Annotated in this window: 29 protein-coding genes; 15 read left to right on the top strand and 14 right to left on the bottom strand. The window is 69.4% G+C overall.

The window, feature by feature from the left end; genetic code table 11:
* Nucleotides 1-22: 22 nt before the first annotated feature.
* Nucleotides 23-883: a hypothetical protein gene (locus OG558_RS18225; RefSeq protein WP_405071322.1), complete on the top strand. Its 861-nt coding sequence runs from the start codon at nt 23-25 to the stop codon at nt 881-883.
* 75 nt (nt 884-958) lie between these two features.
* On the opposite strand, the gene OG558_RS18220 is transcribed toward OG558_RS18225, so the two are convergent.
* Both OG558_RS18220 and OG558_RS18215 read right to left on the bottom strand, forming a co-directional pair.
* Nucleotides 959-1,126, bottom strand: a complete 168-nt coding sequence (locus tag OG558_RS18220; protein WP_405071321.1) for a hypothetical protein — start codon at nt 1,124-1,126, stop codon at nt 959-961.
* The gene (locus OG558_RS18215) at nt 1,123-1,320 is read right to left on the bottom strand and encodes a hypothetical protein (RefSeq protein WP_405071320.1); all 198 of its coding nucleotides are present in this window, start codon (nt 1,318-1,320) and stop codon (nt 1,123-1,125) included. The genes OG558_RS18220 and OG558_RS18215 overlap by 4 nt, the downstream gene beginning before the upstream one ends.
* Nucleotides 1,321-1,689: 369 nt before the next feature.
* On the opposite strand from OG558_RS18215, the gene OG558_RS18210 reads away from it, so the two are divergent.
* The 3 genes from OG558_RS18210 to hypB all read left to right on the top strand — a co-directional run bounded on the left by OG558_RS18210 (nt 1,690) and on the right by hypB (nt 3,849).
* Nucleotides 1,690-2,589, top strand: a complete 900-nt coding sequence (locus OG558_RS18210) for a hypothetical protein (protein ID WP_405071319.1) — start codon at nt 1,690-1,692, stop codon at nt 2,587-2,589.
* A 137-nt stretch (nt 2,590-2,726) separates the two neighbouring features.
* Nucleotides 2,727-3,056 carry a hydrogenase maturation nickel metallochaperone HypA gene (locus OG558_RS18205; protein WP_328523785.1) on the top strand — a complete coding sequence of 110 codons (330 nt, stop codon included), beginning with the start codon at nt 2,727-2,729 and terminating at the stop codon, nt 3,054-3,056.
* A 1-nt stretch (nt 3,057) separates the two neighbouring features.
* Nucleotides 3,058-3,849, top strand: a complete 792-nt coding sequence (gene hypB / locus OG558_RS18200; RefSeq protein ID WP_405071318.1) for a hydrogenase nickel incorporation protein HypB — start codon at nt 3,058-3,060, stop codon at nt 3,847-3,849.
* On the opposite strand, the gene hypE is transcribed toward hypB, so the two are convergent.
* From hypE to OG558_RS18175, 5 genes are all read right to left on the bottom strand, one after another.
* Nucleotides 3,846-4,937, bottom strand: a complete 1,092-nt coding sequence (gene hypE / locus OG558_RS18195) for a hydrogenase expression/formation protein HypE (protein ID WP_405071317.1) — start codon at nt 4,935-4,937, stop codon at nt 3,846-3,848. The genes hypB and hypE overlap by 4 nt on opposite strands.
* A complete protein-coding gene (hypD, locus tag OG558_RS18190) occupies nt 4,930-6,048 on the bottom strand; it encodes a hydrogenase formation protein HypD (protein ID WP_405071316.1) in 1,119 nt (372 codons plus the stop codon). The genes hypE and hypD overlap by 8 nt, the downstream gene beginning before the upstream one ends.
* Nucleotides 6,045-6,380, bottom strand: coding sequence for a HypC/HybG/HupF family hydrogenase formation chaperone (locus OG558_RS18185; protein ID WP_405071315.1), 336 nt, complete (start codon nt 6,378-6,380; stop codon nt 6,045-6,047). The genes hypD and OG558_RS18185 overlap by 4 nt, the downstream gene beginning before the upstream one ends.
* Nucleotides 6,371-8,668, bottom strand: a complete 2,298-nt coding sequence (gene hypF, locus OG558_RS18180; RefSeq protein ID WP_405071314.1) for a carbamoyltransferase HypF — start codon at nt 8,666-8,668, stop codon at nt 6,371-6,373. The genes OG558_RS18185 and hypF overlap by 10 nt, the downstream gene beginning before the upstream one ends.
* A 79-nt stretch (nt 8,669-8,747) precedes the next feature.
* Nucleotides 8,748-9,212 carry a helix-turn-helix transcriptional regulator gene (locus OG558_RS18175; RefSeq protein ID WP_329484516.1) on the bottom strand — a complete coding sequence of 155 codons (465 nt, stop codon included), beginning with the start codon at nt 9,210-9,212 and terminating at the stop codon, nt 8,748-8,750.
* 180 nt (nt 9,213-9,392) lie between these two features.
* Between OG558_RS18175 and OG558_RS18170 the strand changes: the two genes are divergently transcribed.
* The 9 genes from OG558_RS18170 (at nt 9,393) to OG558_RS18130 (ending at nt 17,229) form a co-directional block, all read left to right on the top strand.
* The gene (locus tag OG558_RS18170) at nt 9,393-10,460 is read left to right on the top strand and encodes a hypothetical protein (protein WP_329484515.1); all 1,068 of its coding nucleotides are present in this window, start codon (nt 9,393-9,395) and stop codon (nt 10,458-10,460) included.
* Between the two features lie 4 nt (nt 10,461-10,464).
* A complete protein-coding gene (locus OG558_RS18165) occupies nt 10,465-12,270 on the top strand; it encodes a nickel-dependent hydrogenase large subunit (RefSeq protein WP_405071313.1) in 1,806 nt (601 codons plus the stop codon).
* Between the two features lie 12 nt (nt 12,271-12,282).
* A complete protein-coding gene (locus OG558_RS18160) occupies nt 12,283-13,122 on the top strand; it encodes a NifU family protein (RefSeq protein ID WP_329484513.1) in 840 nt (279 codons plus the stop codon).
* Nucleotides 13,119-13,787 carry a DUF5947 family protein gene (locus OG558_RS18155; RefSeq protein WP_405071312.1) on the top strand — a complete coding sequence of 223 codons (669 nt, stop codon included), beginning with the start codon at nt 13,119-13,121 and terminating at the stop codon, nt 13,785-13,787. Before OG558_RS18160 ends, OG558_RS18155 begins: the two co-directional genes overlap by 4 nt.
* Complete coding sequence (locus tag OG558_RS18150; RefSeq protein ID WP_329484511.1) at nt 13,780-14,412, top strand: DUF6084 family protein; 633 nt, start codon at nt 13,780-13,782, stop codon at nt 14,410-14,412. The genes OG558_RS18155 and OG558_RS18150 overlap by 8 nt, the downstream gene beginning before the upstream one ends.
* Nucleotides 14,409-15,701 carry a hypothetical protein gene (locus OG558_RS18145; RefSeq protein WP_405071311.1) on the top strand — a complete coding sequence of 431 codons (1,293 nt, stop codon included), beginning with the start codon at nt 14,409-14,411 and terminating at the stop codon, nt 15,699-15,701. Before OG558_RS18150 ends, OG558_RS18145 begins: the two co-directional genes overlap by 4 nt.
* Nucleotides 15,698-16,204, top strand: coding sequence for a hydrogenase maturation protease (locus OG558_RS18140; RefSeq protein WP_405071310.1), 507 nt, complete (start codon nt 15,698-15,700; stop codon nt 16,202-16,204). The genes OG558_RS18145 and OG558_RS18140 overlap by 4 nt, the downstream gene beginning before the upstream one ends.
* Nucleotides 16,205-16,309: 105 nt before the next feature.
* Nucleotides 16,310-16,528, top strand: a complete 219-nt coding sequence (locus tag OG558_RS18135; protein WP_405071309.1) for a HypC/HybG/HupF family hydrogenase formation chaperone — start codon at nt 16,310-16,312, stop codon at nt 16,526-16,528.
* Nucleotides 16,525-17,229, top strand: a complete 705-nt coding sequence (locus OG558_RS18130; RefSeq protein WP_405071308.1) for a DUF6390 family protein — start codon at nt 16,525-16,527, stop codon at nt 17,227-17,229. The genes OG558_RS18135 and OG558_RS18130 overlap by 4 nt, the downstream gene beginning before the upstream one ends.
* Here OG558_RS18130 and OG558_RS18125 read toward each other — a convergent pair.
* Genes OG558_RS18125 through OG558_RS18115 form a run of 3 tightly spaced genes read right to left on the bottom strand, consistent with a single transcriptional unit; the run spans nt 17,181 to nt 19,293 of the window.
* Entirely contained in the window at nt 17,181-17,582 is a 402-nt protein-coding gene (locus OG558_RS18125; protein WP_329484506.1) for a hypothetical protein, read from the bottom strand. The genes OG558_RS18130 and OG558_RS18125 overlap by 49 nt on opposite strands.
* Before the next feature lie 44 nt (nt 17,583-17,626).
* Entirely contained in the window at nt 17,627-17,905 is a 279-nt protein-coding gene (locus tag OG558_RS18120) for a muconolactone Delta-isomerase family protein (RefSeq protein WP_329484505.1), read from the bottom strand.
* Nucleotides 17,902-19,293 carry an NAD(P)H-quinone dehydrogenase gene (locus OG558_RS18115; protein ID WP_405071307.1) on the bottom strand — a complete coding sequence of 464 codons (1,392 nt, stop codon included), beginning with the start codon at nt 19,291-19,293 and terminating at the stop codon, nt 17,902-17,904. The genes OG558_RS18120 and OG558_RS18115 overlap by 4 nt, the downstream gene beginning before the upstream one ends.
* Before the next feature lie 31 nt (nt 19,294-19,324).
* Here OG558_RS18115 and OG558_RS18110 point away from each other — a divergent pair, with 31 nt between their 5' ends.
* Together OG558_RS18110 and OG558_RS18105 are read left to right on the top strand one after the other, a co-directional pair.
* A complete protein-coding gene (locus OG558_RS18110) occupies nt 19,325-19,786 on the top strand; it encodes a gamma-glutamylcyclotransferase (protein ID WP_329484503.1) in 462 nt (153 codons plus the stop codon).
* Nucleotides 19,787-19,799: 13 nt separating this feature from the next.
* Entirely contained in the window at nt 19,800-21,434 is a 1,635-nt protein-coding gene (locus OG558_RS18105) for a phospho-sugar mutase (protein ID WP_405071306.1), read from the top strand.
* A 90-nt stretch (nt 21,435-21,524) separates the two neighbouring features.
* On the opposite strand, the gene OG558_RS18100 is transcribed toward OG558_RS18105, so the two are convergent.
* The 4 genes from OG558_RS18100 to OG558_RS18085 form a co-directional block, all read right to left on the bottom strand.
* Nucleotides 21,525-21,977: a hypothetical protein gene (locus OG558_RS18100; protein WP_405071305.1), complete on the bottom strand. Its 453-nt coding sequence runs from the start codon at nt 21,975-21,977 to the stop codon at nt 21,525-21,527.
* Between the two features lie 198 nt (nt 21,978-22,175).
* Entirely contained in the window at nt 22,176-23,147 is a 972-nt protein-coding gene (locus OG558_RS18095) for a neutral zinc metallopeptidase (protein WP_405071304.1), read from the bottom strand.
* Between the two features lie 71 nt (nt 23,148-23,218).
* Complete coding sequence (locus OG558_RS18090; protein WP_405071303.1) at nt 23,219-24,121, bottom strand: alpha/beta hydrolase; 903 nt, start codon at nt 24,119-24,121, stop codon at nt 23,219-23,221.
* Nucleotides 24,121-24,681 (bottom strand): PH domain-containing protein, encoded by a 561-nt coding sequence (locus OG558_RS18085; protein ID WP_405071302.1) that lies wholly within the window; start codon nt 24,679-24,681, stop codon nt 24,121-24,123. The genes OG558_RS18090 and OG558_RS18085 overlap by 1 nt, the downstream gene beginning before the upstream one ends.
* Nucleotides 24,682-24,721 lie beyond the last annotated feature (40 nt).

Genomic DNA, 24,721 nt, shown 5'->3' with positions numbered 1-24,721 from the left:
AAGCCATTGAGAGAGGCCCGACATGGACTTCATCCTGATCATCGCCATCGTGGTGATCGCGGTGCTGGCGTATCGCTCGTACCGTCGGACCCAGCTGCAGTCCCGCAAGCAGCACGAGATCACCGCCGGCGAACTCGAGTCGGTGAAGCGCACCGCCGACGAAGACATCACCCGGTTCGGCGAGGAGCTGCAGGACCTCGACCTGGAAATGGTCGGCAAGGACCTCGGCGACGGAGCCCGGCAGGACTATCAGCGCGCGCTGGACTCCTACGAGTCCGCGAAGCAGGCGGTCGGTCAGGTCACCCAGGCCGACCAGATCAAACACGTGATCGAGATCCTCGAGGACGGCCGGTACGCCGCGACCTGTGTGCGCGCCCGTGTGGCCGGCGAGCCGCTCCCGCAGCGTCGCCCGTCCTGCTTCTTCAACCCGCAGCACGGCCCGTCCGTGGCCGACGTGATGTGGGCGCCGCCGGGTGGCGCGCCGCGTGAGGTGCCGGCCTGTGCGGCCGACGCCGAGCGGGTCCGCGCCGGCGCCGAGCCGGACGTCCGCAAGGTCATGGTCGGCCCGCAGCGGGTGCCGTACTGGGAGGCCGGCCCGGCCTACTCGCCGTACGCGCAGGGCATGTTCGGCGGCATCGGTGGTATCGCGACCGGCCTGTTCCTCGGTACGGCGCTCGGCGGCATGTTCGCCGGTGGCGGCTATGGCGACTACGCGGCCGGCTACGACGCCGGCATGGCCGACGGCGGCGATGGCGGTGGTGACGGTGGCGACGGCGGTGGCGACTTCAACATGGGCGACAGCGGCGGCGGCGACTCCGGCGGCTGGGACTTCGGCGGCGGGGGCGACTTCGGCGGCGGAGATTTCGGCGGCGGCGACTTCTGACCTGAAACCCCCGAGCCCCGGTGACCCAACGGTCACCGGGGCTCAGTCTTTGATCGGCCACGGCCGACGAGCCGGTCAGCAGTGCAAGGCTTGCAAGGTGACGGGAAGGACGGTGTTCGAGCCCGGGCGCAGGACCACATCGACCGACGCCGGCCGGAAGTCCGGCGCAGCCACCACGACCCGTGCCTTGACTCCCGCACCACGTACCCAGACGGCGTAGCCGCCGTCCATCCCGCTGGTCAACGTCCAGGAATCCGGACCCAGAAGTCCGACCGGCCGTCCGCGAGCCTGACCGCGAGCTTCGGCTCGAGCTTGTCCGGCTGCACGGCGCGGGCGGCCGGGACGACGTTGACCGCTGACACGGCTAGTAGGACCGGCGACATCACCCCGATCAGGATGCTGCGAAGGCGTCGCCGGAGCGGCGGGGAGAAGGGCACGGGTCCTCCAGTGAACTGGGCGTAGGGTGATCCTCGCCAGCCGCCGGCTCCGGCGACAAGGCACTGCACTGGCCTGAATCCGCCATGTCGCCTCCCTGCCATGTTGCTCCCGGCAACCAATTGAGCAACAACTGAGCCGGCTCAGTACCGGCTGCGTGGGCCGGTACCGTTGCCAGGCTCCCCGGCAGCGCGGTGCATCGTGGCCGTGGTTGCGGCTGTGCGGAAATAAATCGTCACTGGGCGCACATTTGTTTCCACAGATCGCCCAGCCCTGACCACCCGAGCCGGTTCGCGTGGCTTGGCGCAACTTTCCGGCCCGTGGCGGTATCGAGGTGATCAGAGACCCTCCCGAAAGGACCCTGCCCGACTATGAGCCTGAAGCGAACTTCCGCGGTGGCGACGTCCGCCCTGCTGCTGGGCGGCCTGGCCGCCGTCCAAGCCGGTACGGCGGAAGCGACGACGTCCGCGGCCTGCACGATGACCGTCGGATCCATCACGAGTGGCGGCGACATCGGCTCCTCGGCCATCACGGCCTCGTCGCCGGTCGCCGCCAAGCAGAGCACCGGGGTACACATGTTCGCCCCCGGTATCGCGAAGATCAGCACCACCTGGACCCGGCGGCCGAAATCGTCGTCCGGTGACCTGACCTCGGGTGAGGTCCTGCTCAACACGACGCTGTACAGCGCGTGGTACGGGACGGACACCAAGGGCAAGCCGATCACCGGGCTGAGCAACGCCGGCAAGAACTACGGCGGCTACATCGTGGACGAGCGAACCTCGTACCTGCCGTCGGGCCCGGAGATGGCGACCTACCGGCTCCGGAGCGACGGAGTCCTGTACCGCTTCGACCACCACTGGACGAACTTCCCCTACGACACCGTCTACCACTACAACGGCTTCGCGGCCGTGAAGACGATGGCGCTGATCAGCGAGACCAAGACGTACGACACGTTCCTCGCGAACACCCGCGCCGGCGCGCTCTACACGATCCACATCCCGAAGAACGCCGCGCTCAAGCCGGTCGTCACGAAGATCCGCACGTCCACCTGGCAGACCTTCGAGTCTCTGGTCACAGAGCGGTGCGGCAACGAGAGCACGCTGCTGACCGCGATCGACAAGGACACCGGTTCCGCCTACCTGTACGCCGTCGGCCACGCCACCGGTGCGTCCACCGTGATCAAGGGCCTCGGCAAGGTCCCCGGCACCTACAAAGACCCCGTCTACTACCGCCACACCACCGAAGGGGTCGCACCGCTGAACGGCGAGTGAGCCGCCGGCCCTGACCCGCGCCGGCCCTGATCAGCATCGGCCCTGATCCGCGCCGGCCCTGATCCGTGCCGTTTGCCGGGCCTCCGCGCCGTACCGGGCCTTGCCGGGCCCGGGCGGCGCGGCCTACCGTCGTGAGCGTGCACGAGCTCGCCATCACGGAGAGCATTGTCGATGCGATCGTCGAGAAGATCGGCGACGGACCGGTCGCCGCCGTCCGGCTCGAGATCGGCCGGCTGTCCGGGGTGGTGACGGACTCGATCCGGTTCTGCTTCGGGATCGTGGCCGACGGCACCGGGCTGGCGGGCGCCCGGCTGGACATCGACGAGCCGCCGGGCCGGGCGTACTGTCGGGACTGCCGGCGGGAGTTCGCGCTCGACGATCCGATCATGCTGTGCGACTGCGGTAGTGCCGATCTCGAGATTCTGGCCGGCCGCGAGCTGCGGATCGTCTCGGTGGAGGTGCAGTGACATGTGCAGCACCTGCGGCTGTTCCGACGAGGCCGCCACCCGGGTATCCCTGGTCGACGGTCCTGAGCCGGTCCACACGCACGACCATCCACACGACCACGACCACCAGCACCCGCACCCGCACCCGCACCAGCACCAGCACGAGCACGGGACCAGGACAGTGCTGCTCGAGCAGGACATCCTGGCGAAGAACGATCTGCTCGCCGCGGCCAACCGGCACCGGCTGACCGAGCACGCGGTCACCGCGATCAACCTGATGAGCTCACCGGGCTCCGGCAAGACGACCCTGCTGGAGCGCACCGTCCGCGACCTCGCCGGTCGTCGCGAGACCCTCGTCATCGAGGGCGACCAGGAGACCTGGCTGGACGCCGAGCGGATCCGCGCGACCGGCAGCAGGGTGGTGCAGATCAACACCGGCGCCGGCTGTCACCTGGACGCGGAGATGCTCGACCGCGGTCTGCTCGAGCTCGCCCCGCCCGACGGTTCGCTGGTCTTCGTCGAGAACGTCGGCAACCTGGTCTGCCCGGCCCTGTTCGACCTCGGCGAGTCGGCCCGGGTCGTGATCATCTCGGTCACCGAGGGTGCGGACAAACCGGCGAAGTACCCGTACATGTTCCGCACCGCCGACCTCGTCCTGCTGAACAAGATCGACCTGCTCCCGTACGTCGACTTCGACGTCGACCTGTGTCTGGGCCTGATCCGGCGGCTGCAGCCGGACGTCGAGCTGCTCCCGATCTCCGCGACCCGCGGCGACGGCCTCGACGCCTGGCACAGCTGGCTGGCAGCCCGCTAACAGATCCTCGGCAGCTGCTCCCCGATCGGTGTGTCGACCACCCGAGTCGCACCGAAGGCCGTCTTCGTCACGACCATCCCCGGATGCGCCTCGACACACTCGCCGATCACCGCCGCGTCCGCACCCAGCGGATCCGCCCGCATCGCCTCGAGTACGGCGTCCGCGTCGTCCCGGGCCACGATCGCGAGCAGCTTGCCCTCGTTCGCGACGTACAGCGGATCCAGCCCGAGGAACGCGCAGGCGTTGGCGACCGTCTCCGGCACCGGCAGCGCGCTCTCGATCAGCTCGATGCCGACCCCGGCCGCCTTGGCGATCTCGTTCAGCGAGGTCGCCACGCCTCCCCGAGTGGGATCGCGCAGGACGTGCAGGTCGGTGCAGACAGCAAGCATCGCCGCCACCAACCCGTTCAGCGGGGCGCAGTCGCTGACCACCTCGGTGCCGAACGAGATCCCCTCGCGCACGCTCATGATCGCGATCCCGTGCACCCCGATCTGGCCACTGACGATGACCACATCCCCTGGAGCCGCTCGCTGCGGCCGGATGTCCACGCCGGCCGGTACCAGCCCGACACCGGCGGTGTTGATGTAGACGCCATCGCCATGACCCGCGTCGACCACCTTGGTGTCGCCGGTCGCGACGGTCACGCCGGCCCGGCGCGCGGCAGCCCCGAGGTCTGTCGCGATCCGGCCGACCACCGTCAACTCGACACCTTCCTCGAGGATGAAGCCGCAGGACAGGTACGCCGCCTGCGCGCCACTCATCGCGAGATCGTTGACCGTGCCGTTGACGGCGAGGTCCCCGATGCTGCCGCCCGGGAAGAACAACGGCTGCACGACGAACGAGTCGGTCGAGAACGCCAACCGGGCCTCGCCGAGCGTGAACACGGCAGAGTCCGTCAGGCCCCCGAGCACCGGATTCGCGAACGCGGGCAGGAAGAGATGCTCGACCAACTCGCCCGACATCTGTCCGCCGCCCCCGTGGCCCATCACGACCGCAGGGTGATCGCGTAACGGCAGCGGACAGGTCCATCCGTCGAAGTCCGGCGGATGGGGCATCGCGGGATCCGGCAACATCACCTGTTCAGCCACCGGTCGTCACCACCTCTGCAGGCGTCTCCAGCCGGCGGTAGAGGTAGTAGGCCGCACACGCGCCCTCACTCGACACCATCGTCGCGCCGAGCGGGTTGCGTGGTGTGCACAGCGTCCCGAACGCCGAGCACTCGTGCGGCTTGATCAGCCCTTGCAAGACTTCACCACTGCGGCACACCGTCGACTCCTGGGTGGTGATGTCGCGCACCTGGAAGCGGTACTCGGCGTCGTACTCGCGGTACCGCTCGGACAACCGCCAGCCGCTCTGCGGGATCATCCCGATCCCCCGCCAGGCCCGGTCGGTGGTCTCGAAAACGTCGGCCAGCATCGCCTTCGCGGCCGGGTTGCCCTCGTCGCGGACCGCCCGCCGGTACGCGTTCTCGACCACGTGCTCGCCCTTCTCGAGCTGGCTGACCGTGCGCAGGATCCCGGCCAGGATGTCCAGCGGCTCGAACCCGGTGACGACGATCGGTACGCCGTACCTGTCCGCGAGCTCGGGGTATTCCGCCGTACCCATCACGCTGCAGACGTGGCCGGCGGCGAGGAAGCCCTGGACCCGGCAGCTGGGTGACTGCATGATCGCCTCGATCGCCGGCGGCACCCGGACGTGCGAGACGAGCAGGCTGAAGTTCGGGATGCCGAGCTTCTTGGCCTGGTAGACGGTCATCGCGTTCGGCGGCGCGGTGGTCTCGAAGCCGATGCCGAAGAAGACCACCTGCTTGTCCGGGTGCTGCTGGGCCAGCCGGAGCGCGTCGAGCGGCGAGTAGACCACCCGGACGTCACCGCCCTGGCTCTTGATCCGGAACAGGTCGCGCCCGCTGCCGGGCACCCGCAGCATGTCGCCGAACGAGCAGAAGATCACGCCCGGCTGGGAGGCGATCTCGAGCGCCTTGTCGATGATCTCCAGCGGGGTGACGCAGACCGGGCAGCCCGGGCCGTGGATCATCTCGACGCCGTCCGGCAGCAACTGGTCGATGCCGTGCCGGACGATCGTGTGCGTCTGGCCGCCGCAGACCTCCATCATCGCCCACGGTTTCGTCGCCGTGGCGTGGATCTGGTCGACCAGCTTCCTGGCCAGGACCGGATCGCTGAACTCGTCGAGGTACTTCATCCCGGCACCTCCCCCATCTCGTCGGCGCGCTGCCACTCGGTCCCGGGCGGGCGGCGCTCGCCGGCCTGCCGCGCCGCCAGTCCCCACTGGTCGCCGAACTCCTCCTCCAGCGCGCCGAGCTTGCGGTACAGCTCGAGCGACTGCATCGCGGACTCCTCGTCCAGGCGCTGCAACGCGAAGCCGACGTGGACGATGGTGTACTCACCCACCTCCAGATCGGGCAGATACTCCAGGCAGACGTCCTTCAGCACACCGCCGAAGTCCACCCGGCCCATCCGGGTACCGTCCTCCTCCCGGATCTCCACGACCTTCCCCGGTACGGCTAGACACATGATGTCCCCTCCCTGCGGGCGCGGGCCGCGACCGCCAGCTGTCCCAGCGCGAGTCCGGCGTCCGTCGGGGGTACCCGGCGGTGGCGCAGGACGGTGAAACCAGCCGCGGTCAGTGCCGCGGTAGTTGCCGATAGCAACACTCGGTTGACGAACACACCGCCGGACAGGGCGACGGTGGACAGACCCCGGGCGGCGCGGGCCCGCTCGGCCAGCGTCACTATCAGCTCGGCCAGCGCTCGGTGGAAGCGGGCGCCCACGACGCCCGGCGCCACCCCGGCCAGCACATCCCGGACGACGCCGGCCAGCACCGGCGCCGGATCGATCTCCTCCCCCGCGATCGCGAACTCGTACGCACCGAGCCCCCGATCGGCCGAGGTCACTCCCTCCAGCTCGATCGCGGCCTGCGCCTCGTACCCGGCCCGGTGACACACCCCGGCCAGCGACGAGACCGCGTCGAACAACCTGCCCATGCTGGACGTCGGCGCACACGCGATGTCCTTGGTCAGCTGGGCGTCGAGCAACTCCAGTTCCGGCCCGCCACAGGCGCGCACCGACGGCAGACGCGGATCCCAGGGCAGCCCGGCGGCGCGCAGATGCGACAACGCCATCCGGCACGGATTGCGAACCCCCGCGTCGCCGCCCGGTAGCGGCACGTACTTGAGGTGTGCGTCCCGGACGAATCCGTCATAGTCGGCCAGCAGTACTTCGCCACCCCAGACCGCACCGTCGTCCCCGAACCCGGTCCCGTCGAAGGCGAACCCGATGACCTTGCCGAAGTGGCGGTGCTCAGCCATCACCGACGCGAGGTGCGCGTGATGGTGCTGGACCCCGATCACCTCGCGACCGGCCGCGTTCAGCTGTGCCCACTGCCGGGACCGGTACGACGGATGCTTGTCGGTCACGAGTAGCTCGGGCCGGACTCCGGTCAGTTGCTCGAGGTGCTGCTCAGCCCGTTCGAAGGCCTCCAGCGTGGCCAGGTCGTCCATGTCCCCGACGTGCGCCGAGAGCCAGGCGTACTGCCCGTCGCCGAGGCAGAACGTGTTCTTCAGATCCCCGCCGACCGCCAGCGCGGGCCGGACCGGGACCGGCAGGTCGATCGGGAACGGCGCATACCCGCGGGACCGCCGGATCGGTAGCTCGGTTCGGTCCACGATCCGTACGACGGAGTCGTCGCACGGCACGTGGATCGGGCGGTCGTGACCGAGCCAGGCGTCGGCCAGGCCGGCCAGCCGGGTCTCGGCCTCGTCGTCGTTCGTGACGATCGGCTCACCGGACAGGTTGCCGCTCGTCATCACCAGCACACACGGGCCAGGCTGGTCGAACAGCAGCTGGTGCAACGGCGTGTACGGCAGCATCACGCCTAGATCGGGGTTGCCGGGGGCAACGGCTTCGGCGACGGCCGCACCGGGCCGGCGCCGCAGCAGCACGATCGGGTGCCGGATGCCGGTGAGCAGTTCCTCGTCCGCGGCGTCGACCAACGCAATCCGCCGGGCCGCGTCGAGATCGGCGGCCATCACGGCGAACGGCTTGTCACCACGGTCCTTACGCTTCCGCAGGGTGGTCACCACCGCCTGGTCGCCGGCGTCGCAGACCAGGTGGTATCCGCCGAGCCCCTTGACCGCCAGGATCGCGCCGTCGATCAGCAGCGCGTGCGCGGCGGCCAGCGCGTCCTCGTCGTACGCCGTCTCGAGGCCGGGCTGGACCAACTGCAACTGGGGACCACAGGCGGGGCAGGCGATCGGCTGGGCGTGGAACCTGCGGTCGGCCGGATCGGCGTACTCGCGGGCACAGTCCGGGCAGAGCGGGAAGCCGGCCATCGTGGTGGCCGGCCGGTCGTAGGGCAGACCGGTGATGATCGTGAACCGCGGACCGCAGTTCGTGCAGCTGATGAACGGATGCCGGTAGCGCCGGTCGGACGGGTCGGCGAACTCGGCCAGGCAGTCCGCGCAGGTCGCGACATCCGGCGAGACCAGCGTCCGCCCCGGGCCGGCGGTGGAGTCGAGGATGACGAACTCGGTCCCCCCGACCGGCGGAAGGGACTCCGCCGCCACGGTCGAGACCACGGCGAGCGGCGGAGCGTCGGTGCGCACGCGCCGGCCGAACGCGGCGACCGGGCCCGCGGGTCCCTCGACCTCGGCGATCACTCCGGCCGCGGTGTTGCCGACCTGGCCGGACAGCCCGAGCTCACGGGCCAGCGAATAGACGAACGGACGGAAGCCGACGCCCTGCACGACGCCGGTGACCAGCACGCGGCTGCGAACACGCTCTGAATCGTTCGTGAGGCTCACCCCGGCGGGCGAAGGAATGACGAATTCCACGATCAGCGGACAATTCGCACACTAAACCCGGACCCGGACGCACGCCAGATCACGGCCCGAAGATCTCGTGCACCCTGCGGAGGTCCCGCAGTCGCGGTTCGGTGTCGCCGCGCAGCCACCGGCTGATGGTCCGCACCGACACCCCGATCCGCTGCGCGGCCGCCTGTTGCGACAGTCCCTGACCGCGCAGGACCCCGTTCAGCCAGTCCGCGAAGGGCTCCGACGCGGGCTGCACCCGGCGGACGCCGGCGCCGTGCAGCACCTCGACCTCCACGCCGTCGGGGAAGATCCGCACGGTCACGTCGAAGACGCCGTCCTTCGGCCCGGCGGCGGCCAGCAGCGCGGTGGTGATCGCGTCGTACAGGGCCCGGTTCTCCTCGGGTTCGAGGGTGACCGGGTCGAGAGCCTCGCGGACGAACTGCTCGGCGTCCGGGATCGAGCCGGGCCGCGCCGGGAACGCGTGCGACACGACGACCACCGGCGAGACGAACACCTCGCGGGCGGCATCGTCCATTGACCAAGAATACCGGCGGAGCACCGCGAGAAAGCGCTCTCAGAATTGTCCTGGAATCCGGGAATCCGGGATTTCCGGACACCGCCATAAATACCTGACACAAGTGTCTGTCGGACCGATCGTGACCGACGTACGGTCGAAAAAGCGGCCGGGCCGTTCCCGGTCAGGGAGGGCGGGGTCGTGTCCACCACACTGGAACCGGATCAGGCGCAGGAGACCGACGAGGGTGTGGTGCACATCCTCTGGATGAACGGCGGACTGAGCTGCGACGGCGACTCGGTGGCCCTGACCGCGGCCACCCAGCCCAGTATCGAGGAGATCGTCCTCGGCGCCCTGCCCGGGCTGCCGAAGATCGCGGTGCACTGGCCGCTGATCGACTTCGAGTGCGGCCCGGAGACCGGCGCCGACAACTTCATCGCCTGGTGGCACAAGGCCGACCGCGGTGAGCTGGAGCCGTTCGTCCTGGTGGTCGAGGGTTCGATCCCGAACGAGGCCATCCACGCGGAGGGCTACTGGGCCGGCTTCGGCAACAACCCGGCCACCGGACAGCCGATGAAAACGTCCGAGTGGCTCGACCGCCTCGCCCCGAAAGCCACCGCGGTGGTCGCCGTCGGCACCTGTGCGACGTACGGCGGGATCCACGCGATGGCCGGTAATCCGACCGGCGCAATGGGCGTGCCCGACTACCTGGGCTGGAGCTGGAAATCCAAGGCCGGCCTGCCGATCGTCTGTGTGCCAGGTTGCCCGATCCACCCCGACAACCTGTCCGAGACGCTCGTCTATCTCCTGTACCAGGTGGCCGGGCAGGCCCCGATGATCCCGCTCGACGCCGAACTGCGACCGCAATGGCTGTTCGGCCGGACCGTGCACGAGGGCTGCGACCGGGCCGGGTACTACGAGCAGGGCGACTTCGCCAAGGAGTACGGCTCGCCCAAGTGTCTGGTGAAGCTGGGCTGCTGGGGCCCGGTGGTCAACTGCAACGTCCCCAAGCGCGGCTGGATCAACGGCGTCGGCGGCTGCCCGAACGTCGGCGGCATCTGCATCGCCTGCACGATGCCCGGCTTCCCGGATAAGTTCATGCCGTTCATGGACGAGCCGCCCGGCAGCAGGGTCTCCACCGCCGCGAGCACGGTCTACGGCACGGTGATCCGCCGGCTGCGCAAGTTCACCCAGAACACCAGCAACAAGGAACCCAAGTGGCGGCGCAAGGGGTCCGACCTCGCCACCGGTTACGAGAAGGTCTGGTAACGCCATGACCACCACCGACCCGAAGATCAAACCTGCCGCGAGTGACTCGAAGAGCTCCGACGTCGTCGAGATGGCGTGGGACCCGATCACCCGGATCGTCGGCAGCCTGGGCATCTACGCATCAGTCGACTTCAAGCAGAAGACCGTCCAGGAGTGCCACAGCACGTCGTCGATCTTCCGTGGCTACAGCATCTTCATGAAGGGCAAGGACCCGCGCGACGCGCACTTCATCACCAGCCGGATCTGCGGGATCTGCGGCGACAACCACGCCACCTGCTCGGTCTACGCACAGAACATGGCGTACGGCGTCGCGCCGCCACACCTCGGCGAGTGGATCATCAACCTCGGCGAGGCCGCGGAGTACATGTTCGACCACAACATCTTCCAGGAGAACCTGGTCGGGGTGGACTACTGCGAGCGGATGGTCAAGGAGACCAACCCGGGCGTGCTGGAACTGGCGAACCGGACCGAGGCGCCGCACGCCGGCGACCACGGCTACCGGACCATCGGCGACATCATGCGCTCGCTGAACCCGCTGGAGGGCGACTTCTACCGCGAGGCGCTGCACGTCAGCCGCTACACGCGCGAGATGTTCTGCCTGATGGAGGGCCGCCACGTCCATCCGTCGACGCTCTACCCCGGCGGGGTCGGCACGGTCGCCACGATCCAGCTCTTCACCGACTACCTGACCCGGCTGATGCGCTACATCGAGTTCATGAAGAAGGTCGTGCCGCTGCACGACGACCTGTTCGACTTCTTCTACGAGGCGTTGCCCGGCTACGAGCACGTCGGCGAGCGCCGGATCCTGCTCGGCTGCTGGGGCAGCCTGAACGACCCGGCGATCTGCGACTTCAAGTACCAGAACATGGAGGCGTGGGGCCGGCGGATGTTCGTCACCCCGGGCGTGGTGGTGGACGGCAAGCTGGTCACCAACAGCCTGGTCGACATCAACCTCGGCCTGCGGATCCTGCTCGGCAGTTCGTACTACGACGACTGGGCCGACGGCAGTCACGAGAAGTTCGTCGACATCGACCCGCTCGGCAACCCGATCGACGTCCGGCACCCGTGGAACCAGCACACGCTGCCGAAGCCGCAGAAGCGCGACTTCTCCAACGCCTACAGCTGGACGATGTCGCCGCGCTGGTTCGACGGCAAGGACCACCTGGCCCTCGACACCGGCGGCGGCCCGATCGCCCGCCTGTGGTCGACTGCCCTGTCCGGCCTGGTCAACACCGACTACATCCAGGCCACCGGGCACAGTGTGAAGATCCAGCTGCCGCGGACGGCACTGAAGCCGGCCACGGAGTACGAGTGGAAGATCCCGCGCTGGAGCAACGCGATCGAGCGGAACCGGGCCCGGACGTACTTCCAGGCCTATGCGGCCGCGCTCGCGCTGCACTTCTGCGAGAAGGCGATGGCCGAGGTCCGGGCCGGCCAGACCGAGACCTGGACACCGTTCAAGGTGCCGGACGAGGCGATCTCCTGCGGCTTCACCGAGGCGGTCCGCGGTGTGCTCTCGCACCACATGGTGATCCGCGACGGCAAGATCGCGAACTACCACCCGTACCCGCCGACCCCGTGGAACGGCAGCGTCCGGGACTCCTACGGCACGCCCGGCCCGTACGAGGACGCGGTCCAGAACACGCCGATCTTCGAGGAGAATCCGCCGGACCGGTTCAAGGGCATCGACATCATGCGTGCGGTCCGCAGCTTCGACCCCTGCCTGCCGTGCGGTGTGCACATGTTCGTCGGCAACGGACGGGAGAAGACCCACCTGCATTCCCCCTCGATCGCGGTCAAGCCTTACTGACCTGGAGCTGCTATGGACCGGCACGACGTCCAGGAGTTGAGTGAACGGATCGACGTCCTGCTGGACGAGGTCCAGCGGCGCGCCGATCCGGCCCTGGCCGCGAAGGTGGAGGAGCTGGTCCGCGCGGTGCTCGCATTGCACGGCGCCGGCCTCGAACAACTGCTGAACCTGCTGGACGAGCCGCAGGTTCGGCAGTTGGTCGGGGACGACCTGGTCGCGGGGCTCCTGTTGCTGCACGACCTCCACCCCGACGACGTCGCGACCCGGATCCAGGGCGCGCTGGACTCGGTCCGGCCGTACCTCGGCTCGCACGCCGGCGGCATCGACTACCTCGGCATCGACGACGACGGTGTCGTCCACCTGAGCCTGCAGGGCAGCTGTGACGGCTGCCCGGGTTCGACCGCGACCGTCCGGCTGACGGTCGAGAACGCCGTCCTGGACGCCGCGCCGGAGGCCGTCGCGGTCGACGTCGCGGGCATGGTCAAGGAGAAGCAGAGCCTTCTGACCATCGAGCCGTTCCGCCCCCACCGGGACGGCTGGCACCAGCTGGACCTGGTCCCACCCCTCGACCAGGTCCAGCACCTGACCGTCGGTGGCCTCGACGTGCTGGTGGCCAACCTGGCCGGCACGTTCTTTGCCTACCGCAACAATTGCCCGATGTGCTCGTCCGCCTTGCACCACGGGCAGTTGGACGGCGACCGGCTCACCTGTCCACGCTGCACCGCGGAGTACGACGTACGCCTGGCCGGGCGGGCGCTCGCACCTGAGGGGGCGCCGCCGCTCGAAGCGCTGCCGCTGCTGCCGGAAGGCGCGGGCTGGAAGGTCGCGATCCCGGGGGTGCAGCCGGCGTGAGGCCGTCGCCGACGCTGCGATCACTCGCGCAGAAGAAGCAGCAGCCGACCGTCGATCCGGTCGCGGTGCTCCGTGAGTTCACCGGTGGCGTGCGCGAACAGGCCGCGCCGGGTGAGCAGTGCGAGATGTGCGCCGTGCCGATCGGACCTGAGCACTCGCACCTGGCCGACGTGCCGGGGCACCGGCTGCTGTGCACCTGCCGGGCCTGCTACTTGTTGTTCACCGAGGGCGGCGCGTCGCACGGGCACTACCGCGCGGTGCCGGATCGCTACCAGTCCAACCCGGACTTCACGCTGTCCCCGGCGCAGTGGGACGCGATGGGGTTCCCGGTGAACCTGGCCTTCCTCTTCTACCAGTCCGATCAGTCCCGGTACGTCGCCTTCTACCCGAGCCCGGGTGGTGCCACCGAGTCGCTGCTCGACCTGGCCGGCTGGGACGAGGTCGTGGCCGGCAATCCCCGGCTGCAGAGTCTCGTCCCTGATGTCGAGGCCGTGCTGTTGCGCCGGCTGGACGACGGGTTCGCGTGCTACCTGGTCCCGATCGACGCCTGCTACGAGCTGGTCGGGCTCGTCCGCCAGTACTGGGAAGGCTTCGCCGGCGGCGAGGACGTCTGGCGGCGGATCGACGACTTCTTCGCGCGGATCCAGGAGCGCATCCGTGGTTGACCTGGACTTCACCTGTACCGACGCGGAGGCCGACCGCTATGCGGCCACGCCGGCCATCCGGATGCGACTGCGGATCGAGGAGACGACCGGTACGCCGGTGCACGCGCTGGCGTTGCGCTGCCAGATCAGGATCGAGCCGATCCGCCGCCGCTACAACGACGAGGAGGCCGAGGGGCTCGCGGATCTGTTCGGCGACCGCGCTCGCTGGGGCGAGACCTTGAAGCCGCTGCAGCTGGCGTTCGTCACCCAGATGGTGCCGGGCTTCACCGGCGCGACCGAGGTCGACCTGAATCTGCCCTGCAGCTACGACTTCGACGTCGCCGCGAACAAGTACCTGTACGCCGTGCGCGAAGGCGGCGTACCGCTGCTGATGTTGTTCAACGGGACGATCTTCACCGGCCGTCCCGGCACTCTCTCCGTGACGCCGGTCGCCTGGCAGAAGGAGGCGACGTACCAGCTGCCGGTGGCGGTGTGGCGGGACGCCATGGACCAGCACTTCCCGGGTGCCGCGTGGCTGCGGTTGCGGCAGGACGTCTTCGACCGCTTGTACCGCTACCGCGCCCGGGAGGCGTTGCCCGGTTGGGACGACGCGATCGAGCGGCTGCTGAAGGAGCAGCTGGAATGAACGGGTTCGACGCGGTCCAGCAGATCGCGGATGCGTTGTTGTTCGAAGGCTATGTGCTGTATCCCTATCGCGCGTCGGACGGGAAGAACCGGGTGCGCTGGCAGTTCGGCGTGCTGATGCCGCCGGACTACTGCGTGGTGGATCCGTCCGAGCGGGGCTGGTCGCAGACCGAGTGCCTGCTCGACGGCGACGCGGCCGTGCTCTCGGTGCGCGTACGGTTCCTGCAGGCACAGCGCCGTACGGTCCTCGATGCCGACGAGGTCGAGGTCGCCTCGCTGCAGACCGACGAGGCGACCTACCTGCCGTGGGACGAGGCCGTGGTGCGGACCGTCGATCTCCGGGCGGACCTGTCGGAGCTGCCGCAGCTGGTGCCGTTCCGGATCCCCGGCGGCACCGAGACCGAGGCCGTCGGGACGGCCGGCTTCCTCCGCCGGACCCGGTTTCCGGTCACCGGGACCGTTGCCTTGACCATCAAACCGCTGCCCGGCCCGTACGGCGCCGCGCGGCTGCGGATCCGGGTCGAGAACAACACGCCGGACAGCAGCTCGGAACGCGTCGGAGCGCTGCGGCAGGCCTTGATCGCCCACCACGTCCTGGTGGCCGCCGAAGGCTGCCGCTTCCTCTCGCTGCTGGAACCACCCGAGTGGGCCACCGCCTACGCGGCCGGTTGCGACAACGTCGGCCTGTACCCGGTCCTGGCCGGCGACTTGCTGCTGTCCTCGCCGATCATCCTGTACGACCACCCGCGGATCGCGCCGGAGAGTCAGGGCGATCTCTTCGACGCCACCGAGATCGACGAGATCCTCAGCCTGCGCGCGATGACGCTGACCGACGACGAGAAGCGCGAGGTCCGCGGCACCGACCAGCGCGCGGCCGACCTGCTGGCCCGGGTCGACTCGATGCCACCGGAGCTGATGGACCGGCTGCACGGCACGATCCGCTACCTGCGCAAGGTGACCGAGCCGGAGCCACCGCCGCCCGACACGCCGTGGTGGGATCCGGGCAACGACAGCACGGTGTCGCCGGAGACGGACACGGTGCTGGTCGGCGGGGTTGCCGTCGGCAACGGTTCACGGGTGCGGCTGCGGCCCGGGATCCGGCGGGCGGACGCCCAGGACATGTTCCTCACCGGCCGCCTCGGCACGGTGGTCGCCGTACTGTCCGACGTCGACGGTGAGACCCACGTCGCGGTCGCACTGGACGGCGAGGAGGGCGAGGTTCAGCGGGCGCACGGCCGCTACCTGTACTTCAGCCCGGACGAACTCGAGCCCTTGGTAGGTGCAGGATGACGATTCTCGTCGCCGGACTGGGCAACGTGTTCTGCGGTGACGACGCCTTCGGTGTCTCGGTCGTCGAAGAGCTCGCCCGGCGCAGCCTGCCGGCCGGGGTCGAGGTGCGGGACTTCGGGATCCGCGGCATCCACCTGGCCTACCAGCTGCTCGAGCCGTACGACCTCGTCGTTCTGATCGACGCGGTCGAGCGGGGCGGCCCGCCGGGGACGCTGTACGTGATCGAGGCCGAGCCGGCCGCCGAGCCCGGGCCGGAGGTGAGCATGGACGCCCACGACCTCGGTCCGGACGCCGTGCTCTCGCTTGTACCGCGACTCGGTGGCACCGTGGGACGTGTGGTCGTGGTCGGGTGCGAGCCGGCGGGTATCGACGCCGGAATCGGGCTGTCACCGTCCGTGCAGGACGCGGTCGGGACCGCGGTGCAGCTGGTGATCGACCTGGTCACCGGGAAGGTCGCCGTACCGGCTGACGGGCCGGTCGGCGTGACGGAGGGGAAGTTGTGATGCGTTGGATGCTGGTGGCAGTCGTGGTCGTCGTCCTCGTCGTCCTGGGGTACTACGGCATCGAGGACATGCGGCGGTACTACCGGCTGAGGGGCATGTAGCCCGATGTGCCTGGGCATCCCGGGCCGGGTGGTGGACTGCCCGGAGGGCGCGGACCTCGGCCGGGTCGAGGTGGCGGGCGTCGTCCGGGATATCAACCTGTCCCTGCTCGACGGCCCGTTCGTCCCCGGTGAGTACGTGCTGATCCACAGCGGCTTCGCGCTCGAGCGGATGTCGCGGGAGCGGGCCGCCGACGCGCTGGCGTTCTTCGGGGCCGAGCTGTGACCGGACCGGCGCTGTTCGTCCGGTACGCGTTCGCCCCCAACCGGCTCGGGTACTGCGGCCCCGCCGACGCCGGTGCCCTGCTCGAGTACGGCGCTCTGGGCCGGGTGGATAATGGCTTCCGCGCACTGGCGCGGCAGTTCGAGGGCGCCTGGCCACAACTGCGCCGGATCGCCGCCGCCACCGGTACGGCGGATCCGCTCGACCGCGAGGTGGTCGAGGCGTACTGGATCGGCAACCGGCTGCTCGACCGGGCCGGCGACGCCGGAGGCGGGCTGCCCCATCACAGCTTCGCGGTGTTCTGCCTCTACCCGTGGGCGGACCTGCTCGACGACGAACGCAGTACGGCGCAAGCCCTGCGCGTGCTCGACCAGTGCCGGATCCGCTGGGGACAGGTGATCGCGGACACCGGCGCGCAAGTTGTGGTCGAGTCGCGTCCACTGGAGTGGGACGGACTGCGGCTCCTCCTCGGTTCACCGCGCCAGGAGACCGCGATCCGCGGCTTCGACGGCGTCGACCTGATCGAGCCGCTGGCCCCGGGCGACTGGGTCTCGCTGCACTGGGGCTGGGTCTGCGACCGGCTGATGCCGGTCCAGTTGGTTGCTCTACGCCACTATTCGGGCCATCACCTGCGGCTGGTGAACGAGCGGTTGGGTCAACGGCGCGGGGGGCGCGCGGGGATATCCGGGCCGAGGATCCAGTGACTGTCCGGCTGGCCGACGACGCCCGCTGAGTTCAGTACGGCGGGCCGGGCCACCGGTCGGTTCGTCGGCAGGCCGGACCGGTCGGGCTCCCAGCGGGCCGGATCTTCGGTCAGGCCGAGCAAATAGGTGACCGTGCAATCGAGTGCGACGGCGAGCTCGGGCAGCCGGACCACGTCGACACCGGCGCCGTGCTCGAAGCTGGACAGGGTCTTGTTGGTGGTGCGGATCCCGCGGCGGGCCAGTCGGCTGACCAGTTGCTTCTGGGTCAGGCCGAGTTGTAGCCGGCGGGCACGGAGCCGATGGCTGACGACCAGGTGCCGGTCGACAGCGACCTCGCTGCGATCCTCGAACATGGGCTACCCCCTGCAGCCACGATCCACCGGCCCCCGCGACCGCGTCAATCGCCCGGGCGGCCGGAATCCATCTCGGCGAGGGCATGCACGGTGTAGCGGGCGAAGTTGAACACCGGCGCCCGGCCGAGCAAGCGCTCGAACTCCTCGTGCGAATCCACCTCGTAGATCCACGCACCACCGTGCGATCCGACCACGTGATACCGCGCCAGCACCTTCCCCTCGCGCTCGAGGCGCTCGCCGTACTCCGGCATCGCGCCGACGGACCGGGCCATCTCCGGGGAGAGCAGGCTCAGCTCCATCTGCCAGAGCACCAGGAACTTCATGAGCGGAGGTGCAGCCTTCGGGCGGCCTCGGCGACCGAGCCGGAGACGGACGGATAGACGGTGAAGGCCTGGGCGACCTGGTCCACGGTGAGGCGGGCGCCGACGGCCAGCGAGATCGGGTGGATGAGTTCGCTGGCGCGTGGGGCGACCACCACGCCGCCGACCACGATGCCGGTGTTGGGCAGGCAGAACAGCTTCACGAAACCGTCCCGGACGCCCTGCATCTTGGCCCGGGCGTTGTCGGCGAGCGGCACCTTCACGACCATCGCCGTACTGCCGCCGGCGTCGACCACCGCCTGGGTCAGGCCGACGGTGGCGATCTCCGGGGCGGTGAAGACGTTCGCCGACACGGTCGACTGGTCCAGCGGGGTCACCGCGTCGCCGAGCGCGTGGGCCATCGCGATCCGGCCCTGCATGGCGGCGACCGAAGCGAGCATGAGTACGCCGGTGCAGTCGCCGGCCGAGTAGACGCCACGGGCCGTGGTCCGAGACACCCGGTCGACCTGGACGAAGCCGCCCTCGGTCAGCGACACGCCCGACTCGACGAGATTCATGTCGTCGGTGTTCGGCAGCGATCCGACCGCGAGCAGCGCATGGGAGCCCTCGACCGTCCGGCCGTCGGTCAGGGTCACCACGACGCCGTCGCCCTGCCGCTTGACCGACTCGGCCCGGGACTTGCTCAGCACGGTCAGGCCGCGCCGCTTGAACACGTCCTCCAGGACCGCCGCCGCGTCGGCGTCCTCACCGGGGAGCACCCGGTCCCGCGACGAGACCAGGACGACGTCACTGCCGAGAGCGTCGTACGCGCTGGCGAACTCTGCGCCGGTGACGCCGGAACCGACCACGATCAGCCGCTCGGGCAGCTCGTCGAGCTCGTAGACCTGCTCCCAGGTCAGGATCCGCTCGCCGTCCGGCTCCGAGCCCTGGAGGATGCGCGGCCTTGCACCGGTGGCGATCAGGATCACGTCCGCGTCCAGCCGCTCGTCGCCGACGACCACGGCCTCCGGCCCGTCCAGCCGGCCGCGACCCCTGACGATCCGGACCTTGTCGCGATCCAGCCGGCGCTCGATGCCCTCCGACTGGGCCGTGGCCAGCGCCTTCACGCGCCCGTTGACGACTGACAGATCGACCCGCACGGAGTTAGCCGGGTCTGCATTGTCACTGGCCCCATCGCCTGTAACTCTGACCCCGAGCTCGCCGGCCGCCTCCACCTCGGTCATCACCTCCGCGGTGGCGATCAGGGTCTTGCTCGGGACGGCGTCGGTGAGCACGGCGGATCCGCCGATCCCGCCGGAATCGACAACCGTCACCTCGCCCCCGAGCTGGGCGGCCGCACTGGCCGCTTCGTACCCGCCGGGACCGCCTCCGATGATCACAACTCGCGCCACGGGAGGTCATTCTTCCGTATCCTGTGTCTCCGTGACCCTGTACGCCGCGTTTGCGTCGAATCTGGACCCGAACCTGATGGCCGAGCGGTGCCCGTACTCGCCCCTGCGCGGGACCGGCTGGCTCCACGGCTGGCGCCTCACCTTCGGCGGCGAGGAGCTCGGCTGGGAAGGTGCGATGGCCACCGTCGTCGAGGACCCGTCCGACCCGGCCAACCAGGTCTTCGTCGCGCTCTACGACGTCCACCCCAAGGACGTCGAGCGGCTGGACGAGTGGGAATGGATCGACCACGACGTCTACAGCAAGATCCAGGTCCGGGTGCAGACCCTGGACGGCGAGCAGCTGGCCTGGATGTACGTCCTGAACGCCTACGAGGGCGGCCTGCCGTCGGCCCGCTACCTCGGCATCCTCGCCGAGGCCGCCGAAGCCGCCGGCGCCCCCGACGACTACGTGGCCGACCTGCGCGCGAGACCCTGCCAGTCGTCCGGGCATTAGCTATCGTGCGGAGGTGACCGTTGACCTCCGTAGTGCGGCCGAAGCCTGGCTGAGCGAAGATCCCGACCCCGACACTCGCGCCGAGCTCCAGCAGTTGCTGGCGGCCGGTGACACCGCCGAGCTGGCCGACCGGTTCGCCGGCACCCTCGAGTTCGGTACGGCGGGACTCCGCGGTGCCGTCGGCGCCGGACCGAATCGGATGAACCGGGTGGTCGTGATCCGCGCCGCCGCCGGCCTCTGCGCCTACCTGAAAGGCAAGGGCCTCACCACCGGCCCGGTCCTGATCGGGTACGACGCCCGGCACAAGTCGGACGTGTTCGCGCAGGACACGGCCGCCGTGGTCCGGGGAGCCGGGCTGGACGCCGTACTGCTGGATCGGCCGACGCCGACCCCGGTGATCGCCTTCGGGATCAGGCATCTGAAGGCTGTCGCCGGAGTGGTCGTGACGGCGTCGCACAACCCGCCGCAGGACAACGGCTACAAGGTCTACCTGGGCGACGGGTCGCAGATCGTCCCGCCCGCGGACGCGGAGATCGCGGCCGCCATCGCGGCGGTCGGCCCGCTGGACACGGTGCCGCGCGGCGACGACTGGCAGACGACCGGCGACGACCTCCTGAACGCCTACCTGGACCGGATCGCCGGGCTGGTGCCGGCGGACGCGCCGCGGGACCTGAGCGTCGCCTACACGCCGCTGCACGGGGTCGGCCGGCTGCTGGTCGAGGGCGCGGTCGCTCGCGCGGGGTTCGCCCTACCGGCGGTGGTGGCATCGCAGGCGGACCCGGATCCAGACTTTCCGACCGTCTCCTTCCCGAACCCGGAGGAGCCGGGCGCGATCGACGCGGCGCTCGAGCTGGCCCGGTCGATGAACGCGGACATCGCCGTCGCGAACGACCCGGACGCCGACCGGTGTGCGGTCGCCATCCCCGACGCCTCGGCCGACGCCGGTTGGCGGATGCTGCGCGGGGACGAGCTGGGCGCGCTGCTCGGTGAGTTCCTGCTGTCCGCACAGCCCGACGGGGTCGCCGCGTGCTCGATCGTCTCGTCGTCCCTGCTCGGCAAGATCGCGGCGTCGTACGGCGTGCGGTACGTCGAGACGCTGACCGGATTCAAGTGGATCGGGCGGGTGCCGGACCTCGTCTTCGGCTATGAGGAGGCGCTCGGGTACTGCGTCGACCCGGTCGCGGTGAAGGACAAGGACGGGATCTCCACACTGGTCCGCGTCCTGCAACTGGCCGCGCGGGCCAAGTCCGAGGGGCGCACGTTGCACGATCTGCTGGACGACCTCGCGATCAAGTACGGCCTGCACGCGACGGACCAGCTGTCCGCGCGGGTCGAGGACCTGTCGCTGATCAAGACCGCGATGGACCGGCTCCGCACCACTGCGCCCGCGTCGCTGGGCGCCTACACGGTCGAGCGGATCGACGATCTCGGCCAGGGCTCGGAGTCACTGCCCCCGACCGACGGGCTGCGCTACACGCTGTCGGACGGCGCCCGGGTCGTCGTCCGGCCGTCGGGCACCGAGCCGAAGCTGAAGTGCTACCTGGAGGTGGTCGTCCCGGTCACCACCGACGTGGGCGCCGCGCGTACCGAGGCGGCCCTCGCCTTGGCCGGCATCAAGGCCGACCTGGCTGCCGCGGCAGGTATCTGAAAACGCGTGAAACGCCAGCCGCTGGCCGTCGTGGTCAGCGGCTGACGTTCGAAGGAACGAGAGCACCTGGCGGGTGGCTCCCGCGGTAGGTCAGCGGGCGGCGGCCGCCGCGGCTTCGGCCTCTTCGGTGCGCAGCGAGCTCTGCAGCGAGGAGTGCAGGATCCGCAGCGTGCTGGTCGACTGCATCAGTGCGTCCCGCTCGTCCGGGTTCCGGTTGGCGAGGTTGGAGATCTCGTTGATGCTCGCCTCGATCCGGGCGATCCGGTCGGCGACCGAACCCTCCTGGCTGCTGGCCTTGCGGATCGCGTCGGACGTGACCGTCCAGACGTCCTCCTTGTCATTGGTCCGCCGGGACATGTCGACCATCTGGGCCAGCGCGGCGAGGTCGTGGTCGACCTGGGTCCGCTCAACCGGCACGATGATCCCGGCAGTCGCCTGGCGCAGGCGGGTGACGTGACCGGACAGCTCCGACCAGCTGCACCGACCGCTCTTGATCTTGTCCAGCACCTTCGCGTACTCGGTGTTGAACTCGTCGTAGTTCACTGTCCTTGACTCCTGCCGTTCGACGCTCGACTCGGAAACTGTACGGCGTGCGATCCCGAAACAAGTAACCACACGATCGCAGATCGTGCAGGTGTCTCCAAAACGCAACAGCCGCCCGGTACGGCAACGCGTACCGGGCGGCTGAGTTACGTTACTGCTCCGACCTCGAGACTGCTCGGACCTCGAGCGTGCTGAAGGTCAGGCGACGTACGCCGAGGTCGCGTTGAAGGTGTTGCAGTTGCCCGCGACGGTGTAGGTGTGCCTCGCGTTGAAGCCGGCAGTCGACCAGAACGCGTGGTTCTTCGGCGAGCCGTGGTCACGGACGCCACCCGGCTGGTCGCCCATGTGGCTGACCAGGTAGTTGAACTGCACCAGCAGGCCACCGCTCATCGGGTAGTACAGCTTGTTCGCGCCGATGTAAGCGGCGCCGAGGCAGGAGGCCTGCAGTTCGCGGCGACGGCTCTCCTCGAGCCGCGCGGCGTTGGTGCTGAAGGCGTTCTGACGCGTCCAGGACGCGTTCAGGATGCCGGTCAGGAACTGGACGTGGTGACCGTACTCGTGCGCCATCATCTGCGTCGCCCACGCCCGCGCGTAGGTCGGGTTCGAATTCCACTGCGCGATGATCTGGGACGCCGGGATGTAGATGACGCCGCCGTTCCCGCTGCAGTAGTACCCGGTCGTGTTGTTCACGACACCGCAGAGGGTGTTGATCTTGGTGGCGGTGGTGACGACCAGCTTCGGCTTCACCTTGTACGCCGCGCCGGCCGCCTTCAGCGGGACGGCCCAGGCCGCGTACATGCAGTTCCACAGCTGGGTGTCGTAGGCCTGGACGCCCGCCAGGGTGCGGAGCGAGACGTTGACCTCCTTGCACTTCGACGGCGTGATCGCCGGCGTCTTGTAGAGCCGGTTGTAGCGGACGGTGTTCGTCGTCGAGGACATGGTCGTCAGGGCGGCACCCGCCGGCGGCCTGCTGACCGCCTGGTTCGGGGTCTCGGCCGGCTGCGGCAGGACCGGGGTGGCTGCAGCCGCAGCCGGGGCGGCCTGCGCGTTCGGAAGTGCCAGGGCTGCGAACCCGGCCAGGGCAGCGACACCGGCCAGGCCACGCAGGGTGGTGCGGGAGAGGTTGAACATAGCTCCGCTCTCGATGATGAAGGGACCTGTCGTGCCCATCCTGGAGTGAACAGGGGTTCATGCCGGGGTGGACACGGGCTCTGACGCCGCGACCCGAGCCAGAGTTCCCCTCAATCGGCGAGTTTCTCCCCCAGAAACCGCAACTGGTCAGGAAGCATGCGCCGCCAGCAACCGGCGGTGTGCGCCCCCGCCTGCTCCCCACCCGCCGCGTGCAACTCCATCCGCAAGTCCTTCGCCGCCCCCGCGAACGGATCGTCCCGCCCACAATCGATGCGCACAGCAACATCCTTGAAGTCGTCCCGGCGACCCAGAACCTGGTTGTCACCGAAGTCACCTGCCCCGTCGAACGCACCCGGAGCAGCGTCGCCGAAGTGACGCCAGAGCGCCGGACTCAGCGCACCGACCGCGACCGCCGTCCGATCAACCGGGACCCCTCGCTGCAGGAAGTCGCGCGCAGCGAACAGCAGGGCGCCGAACCCGCCCATGGACCAGCCGAGCAGGCCGTATTGCTCGGTCCGCAGTCCACGTTTCGCCAGCAGCGGCAGCAACTCCTGGTCGAGCATGACGATCGGGTCGTCCCCGGTGAGCCGCTCATGCCAGTAGTTGTCCTGCCCACCGTCCACGGTCGCGAGCGCGAACGGCGGCGAGCCGGCCTGGACGGCGGAGGTCAGGTAGCGGTCGATGCCGAGGTCGTTGACCGCGGACGTGTGGTCGCCGCCACGACCGTGCAAAACGAGCACGACCGGCAACTCCGCCGACAGACTGACCCCGTGGGGATAGATGACGCTGTACCCAACCGTCGTACGGCGAGCAGCGGACGCGAAGGTGTCCGCCACAACCAGGCCTGCCGGGACGGCGGGGACGACGCCGTCGCGCCCGTTCAGGCCGAGGGTTTCGTGGATGCGCGCTCGGCCTGGGAGGGCTCCTGTTTCCAGGGCGGTGACTGTTGCGACGCTGGTGACGGCAGCGGCGGCTGCCGTGCGGAGGAGCGCACGGCGGGACAGCAGCGGCATCAGCGCAGCAGCGCCGCCACCACGGCGACGACCGCGAGGACTCCGATGGCGATCAGCTCCGGGCGGGCCCAGGTGGTGACCACCTCGCCGCCGGCCTGTTCGCCGTACTGGTTCATGTGGGTCTCGATCCGGTCGACGACGAAGTCGGCGCGGGAGATCGAGCTGTCTTCCGGGAGCCTGGCTCCGCCGACCCGTTGCTTGCGAACGTCACGCATGACGAGTACGACGCCGGGAGCCCGGAACTTGTTGTCGCCGGCGTGCACCCGCAGGATGTCGGCGACGTCGACCCCGGTCACCTTGGACCACGGGATCACGTGGTCGCGCAGATGGTTACGGAGCAGGATGTGCTCGGGGCTGAGGGTGACCGACGGGCGGATCAGGAAGACGTAGGCGAGCACCATCACGATGCCGATCACACAGCCGACCAGCAGACCACTGGCGGTCCGCCACTCCAGCACGATGTCGATCAGCGCGAGGACGCCGATCCCGACCAGCAGGCCTCCGGTGATCCGGTTCGACGTCGACAGGTACCGCTCGGTGTCCGATGACTTCGACTTCACCAGCACAAAGTAACTGGCTGTCCGGAACAGCACTAGACTG

Source organism: Kribbella sp. NBC_01510 (assembly GCF_045040325.1).
Taxonomy (GTDB): domain Bacteria; phylum Actinomycetota; class Actinomycetes; order Propionibacteriales; family Kribbellaceae; genus Kribbella.
Note: the sequence above shows the minus strand (reverse complement) of the source record. Positions and strands in the feature narration are given on the sequence as shown.

Excerpts from the sequence above, each read along its gene's own strand:
- OG558_RS18160 (WP_329484513.1), top strand. The coding sequence starts at position 12,283 with ATGGACCGGCACGACGTCCAGGAGTTGAGTGAACGGATCGACGTCCTG.
- OG558_RS18120 (WP_329484505.1), bottom strand. The coding sequence starts at position 17,905 with ATGAAGTTCCTGGTGCTCTGGCAGATGGAGCTGAGCCTGCTCTCCCCG.
- OG558_RS18140 (WP_405071310.1), top strand. The coding sequence starts at position 15,698 with ATGACGATTCTCGTCGCCGGACTGGGCAACGTGTTCTGCGGTGACGAC.
- OG558_RS18225 (WP_405071322.1), top strand. The coding sequence starts at position 23 with ATGGACTTCATCCTGATCATCGCCATCGTGGTGATCGCGGTGCTGGCG.
- OG558_RS18135 (WP_405071309.1), top strand. The coding sequence starts at position 16,310 with ATGTGCCTGGGCATCCCGGGCCGGGTGGTGGACTGCCCGGAGGGCGCG.
- OG558_RS18185 (WP_405071315.1), bottom strand. The coding sequence starts at position 6,380 with ATGTGTCTAGCCGTACCGGGGAAGGTCGTGGAGATCCGGGAGGAGGAC.
- OG558_RS18175 (WP_329484516.1), bottom strand. The coding sequence starts at position 9,212 with ATGGACGATGCCGCCCGCGAGGTGTTCGTCTCGCCGGTGGTCGTCGTG.
- hypD (WP_405071316.1), bottom strand. The coding sequence starts at position 6,048 with ATGAAGTACCTCGACGAGTTCAGCGATCCGGTCCTGGCCAGGAAGCTG.
- OG558_RS18145 (WP_405071311.1), top strand. The coding sequence starts at position 14,409 with ATGAACGGGTTCGACGCGGTCCAGCAGATCGCGGATGCGTTGTTGTTC.
- OG558_RS18125 (WP_329484506.1), bottom strand. The coding sequence starts at position 17,582 with ATGTTCGAGGATCGCAGCGAGGTCGCTGTCGACCGGCACCTGGTCGTC.
- OG558_RS18165 (WP_405071313.1), top strand. The coding sequence starts at position 10,465 with ATGACCACCACCGACCCGAAGATCAAACCTGCCGCGAGTGACTCGAAG.
- OG558_RS18210 (WP_405071319.1), top strand. The coding sequence starts at position 1,690 with ATGAGCCTGAAGCGAACTTCCGCGGTGGCGACGTCCGCCCTGCTGCTG.
- hypB (WP_405071318.1), top strand. The coding sequence starts at position 3,058 with ATGTGCAGCACCTGCGGCTGTTCCGACGAGGCCGCCACCCGGGTATCC.
- OG558_RS18095 (WP_405071304.1), bottom strand. The coding sequence starts at position 23,147 with ATGGGCACGACAGGTCCCTTCATCATCGAGAGCGGAGCTATGTTCAAC.
- OG558_RS18090 (WP_405071303.1), bottom strand. The coding sequence starts at position 24,121 with ATGCCGCTGCTGTCCCGCCGTGCGCTCCTCCGCACGGCAGCCGCCGCT.